Raw genomic sequence first — 14,127 nt, forward strand, 5'->3', positions numbered from 1 at the left:
ACGCCCGCGCGCGGGCCCTCCTATGCTGGGGACGCGGAGAGTACGGTCAGGCGACGGAAACGGACGACCCATGAACGGTGCCGAGGACGGGCGGGACGACCAGCGGGACGCCCCCGGAGCGGGAACCGGTTCCCCCGACGGCTGGGACCGCCTGTGGACCCCGCACCGGATGGCCTACATCAAGGGCGAGGGCAAGCCCACCGGCTCCCGCCCCGAGGACGGCTGCCCCTTCTGCCGCGCCCCGGCGCTCACGGACCCCGAAGGACTCGTGGTCGCCCGCGGCAAGAGCGCCTACGCGGTCCTCAACCTCTACCCGTACAACAGCGGCCACCTGATGGTGTGCCCCTACCGCCACGTCTCGGAGTACACCGGCCTGGACGAGGACGAGACCGCGGACGTCGCCGCGCTCACCCGCGCCGGCATCCGCGCCCTCACCGCGGCCTACCGGCCGCAGGGCTTCAACGTCGGCATGAACCTCGGCACCGCGGCGGGCGCGGGCATCGCCGCCCACCTGCACCAGCACATCGTTCCGCGCTGGGGCGGCGACGCCAACTTCATGCCCGTCGTCGGCCACACCAAGGTGCTGCCCGAGATGCTGGAGCAGACCCGGGAGAAGCTGGCCGACCACTGGCCCCGCGACTAGACAGCCCCGAGCACCGACCGCGCGGCGGCCCCAGGGCCGCGACAACGCACGGCCGCGGCGCCGCCCCCGGCCCGGCACCGGGCGGTCCGGTGGCGCGCCACCCCCACCGGACGCGGTTCCCACCCCCGGGGCCGTTCCCGCCCTACGATCACAAGAAGCCATGCTGAGAATCCTTCGCCCCATCACCTCCCGGGTCACCGCTCCGCTCGGACGGAGCCTCGCCCGGATCGGCCTCACACCGAACCTCGTGACCATCATCGGCGCCACCGGCGTCGTCATCAGCGCGCTCTACTTCTACCCCCGCGGCCAGCTGTACGCGGGCTCGGTCGTCATCACCGTGTTCGCGCTCTTCGACATGCTCGACGGCGCGGTGGCGCGCGCCAACGACAGCGGCAGCGCGTTCGGGGCCTTCCTCGACTCCACCCTCGACCGCGTGGCCGACGCCTCCATCCTCGCCGGGCTGCTCTGGTGGTTCATCGGCGACGGTGACGACCCGCTGCTCGCCGGACTGACACTCTTCTGCCTGATCAGCGGCTTCATGGTGTCCTACATCAAGGCGCGGGCCGAGGGACTGGGCGTCAACTGCGACGTCGGCGTCGCCGAGCGCACCGAACGCCTGGTGATCATCCTGGTGGCCGTGGGGCTCAGCGAGCTCGGCGTGCCCTACGTCCTGGCCGGCGGCCTGTGGCTGCTCGCCGGGATGAGCCTGCTCACGGTCCTCCAGCGCCTGGTCGAGACCAGGGCCCGCCTCAACGACCCCTCCTACGTCGACGTCACCCGGAGCACGGACGGCACGGCGGAGGGCACCGACGACACCGTCGGCGGGGCCTGAGGAAAGGACGGGGAGCACGACGTGGACGAACGCTGGGCCGATCTGGCCTACTCCGCGGGCTGGGAGCTGGTCCGACGCGCCCCCGAGGGGGCGGGCCGGGCCGTCTTCCGGCACCTGGCCGACCGCTCCTGGCGCGCCCACGACGGCGGGACGCGCGGCCTGGAGCGCAACCTGCGCCGCCTGCTCGGCCCCGGGGCCACCGACGCCCGGCTGCGCGCGCTGTCCCGGGCGGGCATGCGCTCCTACATGCGCTACTACTACGAGATGTTCCGGCTGCCGGCGATGGACGAGCGGTACATCCTCGGCCGCACCCGGGCCACCGGCATCGAGGTCCTGGAGAAGCACATCGGGTCGGGCCGGGGCGTGGTCGCCGCACTTCCCCACATGGGCAACTGGGACCACGCCGGGGCCTGGATCACCCTCCGGGGCACCCCCCTGACCACCGTCGCCCAGCGGCTGAGCCCGGAGAGCCTGTTCGAGCGGTTCACGGCCTACCGCGAGTCCCTGGGGATGGAGGTGCTGCCGCTGACCGGCGGAGGCAACACGGTCGCGACCCTGGCGCGCCGGCTGCGCGACGGCGGGCTGGTCTGCCTGCTCGCCGACCGCGACATCCACGGCACGGGCCTGGAGGTGGACTTCTTCGGGGAGCGCGCCCGCGTGCCCTCGGGGCCCGCCGCGCTCGCCCTCAACACCGGGGCCGCACTCATGCCGGTCTCGCTCTGGTACGACGGCCCGTACTGGAACATCCGCGTCCACGACGAGATCCCCGTCGCGGAGGGGCCCACGCGCTCCGCGCGGATCCAGGCCACCGCGCAGGAGCTGGCCCGGGTCTTCGAGGGCGCCATCGCCGAGCACCCCGAGGACTGGCACATGCTTCAGCCGGTGTTCAGCCTCGACCACGAGCAGGACCGACTGCGGCGCCCGGGGGCCGGGGCCGCCGACCTCCGTCCCCCCGGGCGCCGGGACGAGTGAGGCGCACATGCGGATCGGCCTGGTCTGCCCCTACGCCTGGGACGTCCCGGGCGGGGTGCAGCAGCATGTCGGGGACCTCGCCGAGGCCCTGACCGGCATGGGGCACGAGGTGTCGGTGCTCGCCCCGGTGGGCGACGCCGGGACGGCCGTGCTCCCCGACCACCTCGTCCCCGCGGGGCGGCCGGTCCCGGTCCCCTACAACGGGTCTGTGGCCAGGCTCAGCTTCGGTCCGCGCACGGCGACACGGGTCCGCCGCTGGATCTCCGAGGGCGGTTTCGACGTGCTGCACGTCCACGAGCCCTCGGCGCCCAGCGTCTCCCTGCTGGCGTGCTGGGCTGCGGACGGCCCCCTGGTCGCCACGTTCCACACGTCCAACCCCCGCTCGCGGGCGATGGCCGCGAGCTCCCGGGCCCTGCGCTCGGCGACGGAGAAGATCAACGGACGCATCGCCGTGTCCGAGGCCGCCCGGCGGACCCTGGTGGAGCACGTCGGCGGGGACGCCGTGCTCATCCCCAACGGGGTCGCCGTGCGGGCCTTCGAGCACGCCGACCCCCTGCCGGGCTGGCCCGGGGAGGGCGGCTCCCTCGGCTTCCTCGGCAGGCTGGACGAACCGCGCAAGGGCCTGGCCGTGCTGCTGGACGCCTTCGCCCTGATGGCTCCCGCGCGCCCGGGCCTGCGACTGCTGGTCGCGGGTCCCGGGGACCGGGAGGCCGCGCTGGCCGGCGTCCCCGCAGGGCTCCGGGAGCGCGTCGTACCGCTCGGCCGCCTGGACGACGCCGACAAGGCGCGCGCGTACCGCTCCGCCGACGTCTTCTGCGCCCCCAACCTGGGAGGGGAGAGCTTCGGCATCGTCCTGACCGAGGCGATGGCGTCGGGGGCGGCGATCGTCGCCAGCGACATCCCCGCCTTCTCCGCGGTGCTGGAGGGGGGCGACGCCGGAGACCTGTTCTCCGCGGGCGACCCCGCCGACCTGGCGGAGCGGGCGGGAGCGCTCCTGGACGACCCGGAACGGCGCCGCGCCCTCTCGGCGGCCGCCCGCAGGGCGGTGCGCGCCTACGACTGGGAGACCGTCGCCGCCGACGTCGTCCACGTGTACGAGACGGTGCTCGCGGGGCAGGGGACCGGTGACGGGCGCCGCCCGGGGGTGCGCCTGGACACCGGGCCCCGCGCCACGGCTCTGCTGCGGAGGGGGTCGGTGTGAGCGGGACCGGAACCGCGGATCGGGGTGAGCGGCCCTGATCGAGGACGTCCTCTTCGCCGCCGTGGTCGCCTGGGCGGTCCTGGCCCTGGCGCTGTTCGGGTTCTACCTGTCCTGGAGGGCCACGCGCCTGCACCGCCTGCACCACCGGGTCGACGTGGCCCGCGCGGGGCTGGAGGGCGCGCTGGCGCGCCGCCGGTCCGCCGTGCTCGCCCTGGCGGGGGCCGGGTGCGTTCCGCGGGCGGGGGCCCGTGCGCTGGAGGAGGCGGTCGCGGCGGCCGGCGAGGCGGGGGAGCGGCGCCTCGACCTCGCGGAGAGCAGGCTCTCCCGGGTCCTGCGGGACGTCGTCGAGGAAGCGGGGTCCGGGGGCGCGGCGTCGGCGCCCCCCGTGCGGGCCGAGGTGGAGGCGGCGGCCAAGGGCGTCCACATCGCCCGCACCTTCTACAACGACGCCGTCTCCGACACCCGCCGGGCGCGCCGCTCCAGGATCGTCCGCGTGTTCCGCCTGGCGGGCACCGCGCCCCTGCCGGACTACTTCGAGATCGACGACCGTCCACCCCGGACCGCGCCCCCGGCCGCCCGTCCCGACACCCTGTAGAACCCCGGTCCGGGAAACCACCGATCTGGCCAAAGCCCCCGAAAGGGGGTGGAACTAGGATGGGGGGCTGGTCGACCCGGGGTGCGCGGCACCGACGGTGCCCGCGTGCCACCGCGCGGCCGCCGCCCCCGCTGCCCGGCGACCGCAGGCCCCCAGCGGCAACTCGACGAACGGGAGTCCACAACCGTGGCCAACAACGCATCGAACAGCACCGAGGCAGTGGTCGGTACCCAGCGCGTCAAGCGAGGCATGGCCGAGCAGCTCAAGAACGGCGTCATCATGGACGTCGTCACGCCCGAGCAGGCCAAGATCGCCGAGGACGCCGGCGCCGTCGCGGTCATGGCCCTGGAGCGCGTCCCCGCCGACATCCGCAAGGACGGCGGCGTCGCCCGCATGTCCGACCCGGACATGATCGACGGCATCACCGCCGCAGTCTCCATCCCGGTCATGGCCAAGGTCCGCATCGGGCACTTCGTCGAGGCACAGGTCCTGGAGTCCCTCGGCGTCGACTTCGTCGACGAGTCCGAGGTGCTCACCCCCGCCGACGAGGCCTACCACATCGACAAGTGGGCGTTCACCGTCCCCTTCGTGTGCGGGGCGACCAACCTCGGCGAGGCGCTGCGCCGCATCGCCGAGGGCGCGGCCATGATCCGCTCCAAGGGGGAGGCCGGGACCGGCAACGTGGTCGAGGCGACCCGGCACATGCGGTCCATCCGCTCCGAGATCAAGCGCCTGGGCACCCTGGACGAGGCCGAGCTCTTCGGCGCCGCCAAGGAGCTGCGCGCCCCGTTCGAGATCGTCAAGGAGGTCGCCGGCCTGGGCAGGCTCCCCGTTCCGCTGTTCTCCGCGGGCGGCGTGGCCACCCCGGCCGACGCCGCACTCATGCGCCAGCTCGGGGCGGAGAGCGTGTTCGTGGGTTCGGGCATCTTCAAGTCCGGCGACCCGGCCCGGCGCGCCGACGCCATCGTGCAGGCGACCCTGCACTACGAGGACCCCGCCGTGATCGCCCGCGTCTCCCGCGGACTGGGCGAGGCCATGGTCGGCATCAACCTCGACGAGCTCTCCGACGCCCAGCGCTACGCCGGACGCGGCTGGTAGACCCGGGCGCCCCGGCGCCCCGGGCGGGCGGCGGTCCCGCGCCGGTGCCGCCTCCCGCCCTCCCCGTCCCCGCTCCCCCCTCAGCCGACGAGTGAGGCCGTTCGTGACCAGCAGACCCACCATCGGAGTCCTCGCCCTCCAGGGCGACGTCGCCGAGCACCTGCGCGTCCTCGACACGCTGGACGTGCACACCGCCAAGGTGATCTCCCCCGACCAGCTCGACACCGTGGACGGCCTGGTCCTCCCCGGCGGGGAGTCCACCACGATGTCCAAGCTGGCCGTCAGGTACGGTCTGCTGGAACCGCTGCGCAAGAGGGTCCGGGCGGGGATGCCCGCCTACGGCACGTGCGCGGGCATGATCATGCTGGCGGACCGCGTCGAGGGCGCCGTCGAGGGCCAGGAGACCGTCGGGGGGATCGACATGACGGTCCGCCGCAACGCGTTCGGGCGCCAGGCCGAGTCCTTCGAGGCGCCCGTGGACATCGACGGCCTGGACGGCGCGCCGTTCGACGCGCTGTTCATCCGCGCGCCCTGGGTGGAGCGGACGGGCCCCGAGGTCACGGTGCTCGGCAGCGTACCGGGCCCCGACGGGGCCGGTAGGATCGTCGCCGTACGACAGGGCGGCCTGATGGCCACGTCCTTCCATCCCGAACTGACCGGCGACGCGCGCATCCACCGCCTCTTCGTCGACCTCGTGAAAGGACATGCATGAGCGGCCACTCCAAGTGGGCCACCACCAAGCACAAGAAAGCCGTCATCGATGCCAAGCGCGGCAAACTCTTCGCCAAGCTGATCAAGAACATCGAGGTGGCCGCGCGTACCGGTGGTGGGGACCCCGACGGGAACCCGACGCTCTACGACGCCATCCAGAAGGCGCGCAAGAACTCGGTGCCGCTCGACAACATCGAGCGCGCACGCAAGCGGGGCTCCGGCGAGGAGGCCGGCGGCGCCGAGTGGCAGACCATCATGTACGAGGGCTACGCCCCCGGCGGCGTGGCGCTGCTCGTGGAGTGCCTGACCGACAACCGCAACCGCGCCGCGTCCGAGGTGCGCGTGGCGGTCACCCGCAACGGCGGCAACATGGCCGACGCCGGATCGGTGTCGTACATGTTCAACCGCAAGGGCGTCGTGATCGTCCCCAAGGAGGGGACGACCGAGGACGACGTCACCCTCGCCGTGCTGGACGCAGGGGCCGAGGAGGTCGAGGACCTGGGCGAGGCGTTCGAGATCGTCTGCGAGGCCACCGACCTGGTGCAGGTGCGCACCGCGCTCCAGGAGGCCGGCATCGACTACGAGTCCGCCGACTCCAGCTTCCTGCCGACCATGGAGGTCCCGGTCGACGCCGAGACCGCCAAGAAGGTCATGCGGTGCGTGGACGCGCTGGAGGACTCCGACGACGTGCAGAACGTCTTCACCAACGCGGACATCCCCGACGAGGTCATGGCCGAACTCGGCTAGCGCGCCGGCCGCGGGCGTGGCCGGCGCGAAACGCGGCCCCCGGACCCCTCGGACCACCGCGCCGGGGGCCCCGGGCGGGCCGCGGGGCCGTCACCGCCCGTGCCCGGCCCCCCGCGACGGCTCCACCCGTCGCGCGAGACGCGGAGGAGCCCGGGACCGGGCGCGGGACGCCGGTGGCCGAGCCCCTCCGCGCGGTCGCGCCGCGGGTTCAGCCGCCGCCCCTCCGGAGCAGCTCGCGGACCTGCTCCGGAGCCTCGTGGAGCACCAGGTGCCCCGCGTCCGCGACCTCGTGGACGCCGGTGTCCAGGAGCCGCCGGGCCGCCCCGCGCAGGAGCGCGGGGGAGACGACGCGGTCGCGTGCCCCCGTCGCCACGGTCACCGGCGTCCCGCGCCAGTCGCGGAACTCCTCGCCCCGCAGCAGCCCGGGCACCGTGTCCGCCCGGCAGTGGCGGCCCACCAGCGTCATCCACTCCGCGAGCGGCCCCGGGCCGGCCGGCCCGCCCCACGCGCCGATCAGCCGGGCACTGGTGTCCTCACCGGGGCGGAGCCGCCACGCGCACGTCGCGCGCAGGCGTCCGGGATCCCTCGCCGGGGCGGCCAGGCCGGCCGGGTTGACCAGCAGCAGGCGGTCCACCAGCGGAGAGGGCGGCGAGGACAGCACGGCGGCGGCCCCCAGCGCGTGTCCGAGGAGGACCACCGGGCGGTCCGTGACCTGGGGCAGCAGGGCGTCCAGCCACGCGCCGTAGGCGGCGGCCCGGCCCCCGAGGGGGCGGAGGGGGGAGCTCAGCCCCGGCTGCCCCGGCAGGTCGGCGAGGATCACGGTGCGGTCCCGGGCCAGGAGCCGCGCGGCGCCGGTGAGGGTCGCCGCGCCCAGACCCGCACCGGGCAGGACCAGGACCGGGACCCCGCCACCGCCGCCGAGCACGTGGACCCGGGTGCCGCGGCCGTCCGCCACGATCCGGGGCAGGGGGCGCATCCCCGGGCAGGCGGCCAGCTCCCTCTCGCACCACGAGCGCACGGCGGCCTCGCCGGATCTGGAACGGTACACGCGCACGTGTGCCGGGAACGGGGTCGACATCTCTCACCTTCGGACGGCAGGCCGCGGCGCGCACGGGACCCGGAGCGGCGGGAGCCGTCCGGGGCGCGCCGGGGCACGGGAAGCGGCCCGGCCCCGGGACGGGGCGCGGGCCTGGCAGGAGGGGCGGGGCCGGGGCGGTGCTCGCACGCGCCGCGGGCCGGGGGTCAGCGCAGCGGATCGAGGAGGCGCAGCTCCTCGGGGCGCTTCCCGGTGGCGACCTGCTCGGCGAGCAGCCGCCCCGTGACGGGACCGTGGGTGAGCCCCCACATCCCGTGGCCCCCCGCCACGTACACGCCGGGCGTGCGGGTCGCCCCGACCAGGGGCGCGCCGTCCGGGGTGACCGGACGCGGGCCGACCCACTCGTCGGTACGGCCCTCCCAGTCCACCCCGGCCAGGTGGGTGCGGGCCGACCTGACGATCGCCGCGACCCGCCGCCCCTCCATGGCCGCGTCCGGCGGTCGGAACTCCATCGTCCCCGCCACGCGCATCGCGCCCCGGTACGGCGTGCACGCCACCCGTGCCTCGGGGAGGTACACGGGACCGGGGACCGGGACGTCGGTGGGGACGGTGAACGAGTAGCCCCGGCCGGCGCGGACCCCGACCCGGACGCCGTGGGCGCGGACGAGTCGGTCGAACCACGCGCCCGTCGCAACGACCGCGGCGTCGGCGGTCAGCCGCTCCCCGCCGGAGGAACCCCGGGAACCGGCGAGGTCCGCGACGACCCCGCCTCCGTCAGGGCGGACGCCGACGGCCTCCGCGCCGCCCCGGACCTCGCCCCCGCGCTCGCGCACGGACGCGGCCAGGGCCCGGACCAGGGCGCCCGGGTCCACATGGCGCTGCCCCTCCAGGCGCACCGCCGCGGCCACGCGGCCGGAGACCTGGGGGACCGCCTCGCGCGCCTGGTCGCCGGTGAGCACGGAGCGGTCCACGGACAGCCCCGAACGGGCCACGCGGTCGAGCTCGCGCAGCAGTGCGACGGCGGCGCCGGGCGAACGGAACACCGCCGTGACGGGCGCGCGGACCCCGGTCGTCACGACGCCCCCCTCGGCCAGGAGGTCGAAGGCGTCCAGGCACGCGGAGTTCAGGGGCAGGTTGGCGCGGACCGCGCGCTCCCACGCGCCCCACCGGCAGTGCGCGGCGAAGCGGGCGAGGAAGGCCCACAGGCCGGGGTCGGGGGAGAGGGGGACGGACAGCGGCGCGGACGGGTCCAGGAGGGCGCGTGCGCCGTAGCGGAGGACGCCGGGCTCGTTCAGGGGCAGTGCGAGAGCGGGCGAGAGCCATCCGGCGTTGCCCCAGGACGCGCCGGAGCCGACGTCGCCGCGGTCGATGACGACGACCCGGGCGCCGTGCTCCTGGAGGAACCAGGCCGTGGACAGCCCGACGACCCCCGCGCCGACGACCAGCACCCTCCGTGCCCTGCCGCCGAGACCCCTGCCCGCCATGTCCGTGCCCTCCGTCCTCCGTGTGCCCGATCCCCAGACTGGTGCCTCGCCCGCACCCGGGTGTTGTCCCCAGAGGACAACACAAGGGGCTTTGAATGTCACGGCGGCACAAGGATCGAGGCCATGACAGTGGTGCTCCGGTGTCGCCCGGTGCCGTCGGCGCGGTCGCCGCCGGCCCTCCGTGCCGAGGGGCGGACGCCCGTGGGGCCCGGCCCCGTCCTCCCCGCCACCAAAAGTTGAACTATGGTACAAGTAGTACGTTGGTTCAACTACTTCTGAGGGGGTGTGGCGGGCATGGGGAAGTCAGAGCGCGCCGGGTGGCGCGAGTGGATCGGTCTCGCGCTGCTGGCGCTGCCGACCATGCTGCTCGGGCTCGACGTGACGGCGCTCTACCTCGTCGTTCCGAGCCTGGCCGCGGACCTGGACCCGACCGCGACGGAGACACTGTGGATCATGGACGCCTACGGCTTCCTCATCGCGGGCTTCCTGATCACGATGGGGACGCTGGGCGACCGGATCGGGCGGCGCCGACTGCTGATGATCGGGGCGGCGGCGTTCGGCGCGACCTCGGTCCTCGCGGCGTTCGCCCCCAGCGCCCTGTGGCTGATCGTGGCGCGGGCACTGCTCGGAGTGGCCGGCGCGACGCTCATGCCCTCGACGCTGTCGCTGGTCAGCACCATGTTCACCGACGTCCGGCAGCGGGCGCTGGCGATCGGCGTGTGGGCGACGATGTTCGCCCTGGGGATGGCGGCGGGCCCGGTCGCGGGCGGGGCGCTGGTCGCCGACCTCTGGTGGGGCGCGGTCTTCCTCGTCGCCGTGCCGGTCGCCGTGCTGGTGCTGGTCGCCGCGCCGGTGCTCCTGCCGGAGTACCGGTCCTCCGCCGGCCCTCTCGACCTGTTGAGCGTCGGGCTGTCCCTCGCGGCGATGCTGCCGATCGTCTACGCGGTCAAGCACGCGGCCGCACACGGCGTCGATGCCCCGGCGGTGGTCGCGGCCCTCGTCGGCGGTGGCGCCGCGGTCGCGTTCGTCCGTCGCCAGCTGCGCCTGAGCGAGCCGCTGCTGGACATGGGGCTCTTCACCGGCCGGGCCTTCTCCGCGGCCCTGTCCGTCCTGTTGGTCGGCCTGGCCGGCTTCGGCGGAGCGATGTACCTCGTCACCCAGTACCTACAGCTCGTCGCGGGCCTCTCACCGCTGACGGCCGGGCTGTGGATGGGGCCGCCCGCACTGGCCATGCTCGTCGGCGCCGTCGGCGCCCCGCTCGTGGCCGTTCGCGTGTCGCCCGGCGTCGTCATGTCGGCCACCCTGGCGCTGTCGCTGTCCGGATACGCCCTGCTCTCCCTCGCGGGGGCCGACAGCACACCGGGCGTGATCGCCGGATTCGCGTTCGTCTACCTCGGGCTCGGGGTCATCGCCGCGCTCGGTACCGACATCGTCGTGGGCGCGGCGCCACCGGAGAAGTCCGGATCGGCGGCCGCGCTCTCCGAGACCGTTCAGGAACTCGGCATCGCGGCGGGGGTCGCGCTCCTGGGAAGCCTGACCACCGTGATCTACCGGAGCCGGGTCGAGGCCCCGGCCGGGCTGTCCCCCTCCGAGGCCGATGCCTACGGTGACAGCCTCCTCGGGGCCTCCTCCCTCGGGAACCAGTTGTCGGCCCCGGCCCTCGACCAGGCACGAGCCGCGTTCACCGGCGGACTCAACACCGCCGCCGTGCTGGCCGGCCTCGCCGTGGCGGCTGCTTCACTGGTCTGCTTCACGGCGCTGCGCCACCTCCGGCCCCTGGGCGACACCGCCGGTGGGGCGGAGCCGATAGCCTCGTCGGCAGGAACGGCGACCACTGGTGAGCGGGAAGATGGCGGCTGAACGAAAACCTGTCGACGGGCGCAGACTGCGCGGTGAACGCCGCCGGGTCCAGATCATCGAGGCGACGCTCGCGATCGTCCGCCGCGACGGGGCCTCCGGCGTCACCCACCGCACCGTGGCCAAGGAGGCGGGCATCACCACCAGCCTGACCCTCTACTACTTCGCGACCTTGGACGACCTGTTGGTGGCCGCCCTGACCAGCGTCACGGACGAGTACACCCGCCGCATCCGCCGACTCATCGAGTCCGAGGACGACCCGATCGCCGGCCTCGCCCACCTCATCGCCGAATCCGCCGGCCCGGGCCGGGAACGCGCACTCGCCGAACGGGAGCTGTCGACCCTGGCGGCCCGCCGCCCCGCCCTGCGGCCGGTGGCACGGCACTGGCGCGACAACGTCGCGGAGCTCGCCCGGACACAGACCGACGACCCCGATGCGGTCGAAGCCGTCGTCGCGCTGTCCGACGGCCTGTGCGCGGCCATCCTCCTCGACGACCGCGAGGCCGACCCGGACCACATCCGGGGCGTCCTCGGCAGGGCGCTGGGGTGAACCCGCCCGAGGGCCGTCGACGGCACCGGCGAGTCCCGACCGGCGTCGCGGACGCCCCGCCCCGTGACGGCCGGGTTCCCGTCCCGTGGTCGCGACCGCGCCCGCCCTCCGCCTCGTGGAGGGCGGGTCCCGGTGACCGGCGGCGCGCGTCCGTCCGCACCGGCGCCCCCGCCCCACGGACGGCCCCGCCACGGGGGCCGACCGGCGCGGGCGGGGCCCCGGTTCCGGGCGGGCTCAGGGGAGGCGGCTGAGCACCTCGCCCGTGAACTCGTCCGTGCCCGCGGTCCCGCCCAGGTCGGCCGTGCGCACCGGCGAGGACGCCAGGACGCCCCGGACCGCGTCCATCACCTGCGCGCCCGCCTCGGCGTGGCCCAGGTGGTCGAGCATCATCGACGCCGACCAGATCGCGCCGAGCGGGTTGGCCAGCCCCCGGCCCGCGATGTCGGGGGCCGACCCGTGCACCGGCTCGAACATCGACGGGAACTCGCGCTCCGGGTTGAGGTTCGCGGACGGGGCCACCCCGATACCGCCCGCGACCGCGGCGGCGAGGTCGCTGAGGATGTCCCCGAACAGGTTGGAGCCGACGATCACGTCGAACCGGGCCGGGTCCAGGACGATCTTGGCGGCCAGGGCGTCGATGTGCTCCTGGTCCCACGACACGTCCGGGTGCTCGGCCGCGCGCTCCGCCACCAGCTCGTCCCAGAACGGCATGGTGTGCACGATCCCGTTGGACTTGGTGGCGGAGGTCAGCCGTCCGCCGCGCCGGCCGGCCAGGTCGAAGGCGTACTCCAGCACCCGTTCGACGCCCCTGCGGGTGAACACCGACTCCTGGACGACCGTCTCCTCCGGGGTCCCCTCGAAGATACGCCCGCCGACCTGCGAGTACTCGCCCTCGTTGTTCTCGCGCACGACCACGAGGTCGACCTCTCCGGGGAGCGCCCGGGAGACCGGGCTCGGCACCCCCTCCAGGACGGTGATCGGGCGCAGGTTGACGTACTGCCGGAACCCCCGCCGGATGGGGATGAGCAGTCCCCACAGCGAGACGTGGTCTGGCACCCCGGGCCGGCCCACGGCGCCCAGCAGTACGGAGTCGTGGTGCCTGATCCGGTCGAGGCCGTCCTCGGGCATCATCGAGCCCTCGGCCAGGTAGCGCTCGCAGGACCAGTCGAACTCGTCGTAGGCCAGCGAGAGGCCGTGGTGGCGGCCGACCCGGTCCAGGACGGCGCGGGCGGCGGGCAGGACCTCCTTGCCGATCCCGTCGCCGGGGATCGTGGCGATGCGGTAGTGCTTCATGTCGTCTCCCGTGGGTGAGGGCCGGTGTGCCCGGCGGAGGCGCGGGGCGCCCGGCGGAGGGGAGCTGTGGGCCCGGGGGCACGCGGGTCCCGCGGCGTGCGCGGGAGCCCGGCGGACGGCGGCTCGTTCCTGCACCGATCCCAGCAGCCGCAGGGGCGCGCGTCCAAGACCGTCTGCCGATACCTTTGATAGGCCAGGCCTATAAGGGGACGGGAGTTCGCTGTGGACGTCCGGCAGTTGGAGTACTTCCTGGCCGTGGTCGACCACGGCGGCGTGAACCGCGCGGCCACCGCCCTCCACCTGGCCCAGCCCTCGCTCTCCCAGGCGCTCCGGTCGCTGGAGCGGGACCTGGGCAGCGACCTCTTCCACCGGATCGGCCGCAGGGTCGTCCTGACCGGGGCCGGGCACGCGCTGGTCGGACCGGCCCGCGAGGCCGTGCGCGGCCTGGACCTGGCCCGCTCCGCCGTCGAGGCGGCCCAGGGGCTGAGGCGCGGCAGGGTGGACGTGGCGACCCTGCCCACCCAGGCGATCCAGCCGCTGACCGGCCTGGTCTCGGGGTTCACGGCGCTGCACCCGGAGATGTCGGTGTCGGTCAGGGTGGCCCTGACCGCGCGCGACGCGGTCGACATGGTCCGGACCGGGGCGTGCGAGCTCGGCGTGGTGGCCACGGCGGGACCGCTTCCCGAGGCCGGGGTCCGCGTGCGCCCGCTGGTCCGGCAGGCCTTCGTGCTCCTGGCCCCGCGGGACGGCCCCTTCCGCGAGGGGGAGCCCGTGCCCGTCGAGCGGCTGGCGGGCCGGAGGCTGATCGTGGGCCAGCCGGGGTCGGGCATGCGCCGGTTCGTCGACGACCTGGTCGCCGACGGGCTGGAGGCCCACATCGCCGTGGAGACGGAGGACCGCCTCTCCGTCCTGCCGCTGGTCCTGGCCGGCTCGGGACTGGCCGTGGTGACCGACGCCTGGCGCGACCTCGCCGAGAGGGCGGGCGCGCTGGTCCTGGACCTGGTCCCCACCGGTCACCTGGACGTGGCGCTGATCAGCAGGCGCGGGCCCCTCACCGCGGGGGCGGAGGCCTTCGCCGCCCACGCGGTCGGCTGAGCGGGCCCCGGCC

At 74.9% G+C, this 14,127-nt stretch carries 14 protein-coding genes; 11 read left to right on the plus strand and 3 right to left on the minus strand.

Translation table 11 applies throughout. The features are described 5' to 3' along the window. Nucleotides 1-70 precede the first annotated feature (70 nt). The 8 genes from ABZ234_RS09680 (at nucleotide 71) to ABZ234_RS09715 (ending at nucleotide 6,799) form a co-directional block, all read left to right on the plus strand. Entirely contained in the window at nucleotides 71-643 is a 573-nt protein-coding gene (locus tag ABZ234_RS09680; protein WP_344176275.1) for an HIT domain-containing protein, read from the plus strand. A gap of 181 nt (nucleotides 644-824) precedes the next feature. Further along, nucleotides 825-1,475 (plus strand): phosphatidylinositol phosphate synthase, encoded by a 651-nt coding sequence (pgsA, locus tag ABZ234_RS09685; protein ID WP_355011745.1) that lies wholly within the window; start codon nucleotides 825-827, stop codon nucleotides 1,473-1,475. Between the two features lie 21 nt (nucleotides 1,476-1,496). Beyond that, nucleotides 1,497-2,447, plus strand: a complete 951-nt coding sequence (locus ABZ234_RS09690) for a phosphatidylinositol mannoside acyltransferase (protein ID WP_355011704.1) — start codon at nucleotides 1,497-1,499, stop codon at nucleotides 2,445-2,447. A 7-nt stretch (nucleotides 2,448-2,454) separates the two neighbouring features. Continuing rightward, complete coding sequence (locus tag ABZ234_RS09695) at nucleotides 2,455-3,648, plus strand: glycosyltransferase family 4 protein (RefSeq protein WP_267945890.1); 1,194 nt, start codon at nucleotides 2,455-2,457, stop codon at nucleotides 3,646-3,648. A gap of 61 nt (nucleotides 3,649-3,709) precedes the next feature. Further along, entirely contained in the window at nucleotides 3,710-4,243 is a 534-nt protein-coding gene (locus ABZ234_RS09700) for a hypothetical protein (protein WP_355011705.1), read from the plus strand. A 186-nt stretch (nucleotides 4,244-4,429) separates the two neighbouring features. Further along, the gene (pdxS, locus tag ABZ234_RS09705) at nucleotides 4,430-5,341 is read left to right on the plus strand and encodes a pyridoxal 5'-phosphate synthase lyase subunit PdxS (RefSeq protein WP_355011706.1); all 912 of its coding nucleotides are present in this window, start codon (nucleotides 4,430-4,432) and stop codon (nucleotides 5,339-5,341) included. Nucleotides 5,342-5,444: 103 nt separating this feature from the next. Beyond that, nucleotides 5,445-6,053, plus strand: a complete 609-nt coding sequence (gene pdxT / locus ABZ234_RS09710) for a pyridoxal 5'-phosphate synthase glutaminase subunit PdxT (RefSeq protein WP_355011707.1) — start codon at nucleotides 5,445-5,447, stop codon at nucleotides 6,051-6,053. Then, a complete protein-coding gene (locus tag ABZ234_RS09715) occupies nucleotides 6,050-6,799 on the plus strand; it encodes a YebC/PmpR family DNA-binding transcriptional regulator (RefSeq protein ID WP_267945886.1) in 750 nt (249 codons plus the stop codon). Before pdxT ends, ABZ234_RS09715 begins: the two co-directional genes overlap by 4 nt. Before the next feature lie 208 nt (nucleotides 6,800-7,007). On the opposite strand, the gene ABZ234_RS09720 is transcribed toward ABZ234_RS09715, so the two are convergent. After that, nucleotides 7,008-7,877, minus strand: a complete 870-nt coding sequence (locus tag ABZ234_RS09720) for an alpha/beta hydrolase (RefSeq protein WP_355011708.1) — start codon at nucleotides 7,875-7,877, stop codon at nucleotides 7,008-7,010. Between the two features lie 164 nt (nucleotides 7,878-8,041). Then, on the minus strand, nucleotides 8,042-9,319 hold the full coding sequence (locus ABZ234_RS09725; protein ID WP_355011709.1) for an FAD-dependent oxidoreductase: 1,278 nt from the start codon (nucleotides 9,317-9,319) through the stop codon (nucleotides 8,042-8,044). Nucleotides 9,320-9,613: 294 nt separating this feature from the next. Between ABZ234_RS09725 and ABZ234_RS09730 the strand changes: the two genes are divergently transcribed. Both ABZ234_RS09730 and ABZ234_RS09735 read left to right on the plus strand, forming a co-directional pair. Beyond that, entirely contained in the window at nucleotides 9,614-11,179 is a 1,566-nt protein-coding gene (locus ABZ234_RS09730; RefSeq protein ID WP_355011710.1) for an MFS transporter, read from the plus strand. Further along, nucleotides 11,169-11,726: a TetR family transcriptional regulator gene (locus ABZ234_RS09735; RefSeq protein WP_355011711.1), complete on the plus strand. Its 558-nt coding sequence runs from the start codon at nucleotides 11,169-11,171 to the stop codon at nucleotides 11,724-11,726. Before ABZ234_RS09730 ends, ABZ234_RS09735 begins: the two co-directional genes overlap by 11 nt. Nucleotides 11,727-11,960: 234 nt before the next feature. Here ABZ234_RS09735 and ABZ234_RS09740 read toward each other — a convergent pair whose 3' ends face one another. Then, nucleotides 11,961-13,019 carry a tartrate dehydrogenase gene (locus ABZ234_RS09740; protein ID WP_352982922.1) on the minus strand — a complete coding sequence of 353 codons (1,059 nt, stop codon included), beginning with the start codon at nucleotides 13,017-13,019 and terminating at the stop codon, nucleotides 11,961-11,963. Nucleotides 13,020-13,241: 222 nt separating this feature from the next. Here ABZ234_RS09740 and ABZ234_RS09745 point away from each other — a divergent pair, with 222 nt between their 5' ends. Continuing rightward, the gene (locus tag ABZ234_RS09745; RefSeq protein ID WP_355011712.1) at nucleotides 13,242-14,114 is read left to right on the plus strand and encodes a LysR family transcriptional regulator; all 873 of its coding nucleotides are present in this window, start codon (nucleotides 13,242-13,244) and stop codon (nucleotides 14,112-14,114) included. Nucleotides 14,115-14,127 lie beyond the last annotated feature (13 nt).

The organism is Nocardiopsis sp. NPDC006198, assembly GCF_040613895.1.
Taxonomy (GTDB): Bacteria; Actinomycetota; Actinomycetes; order Streptosporangiales; family Streptosporangiaceae; genus Nocardiopsis; species Nocardiopsis tropica.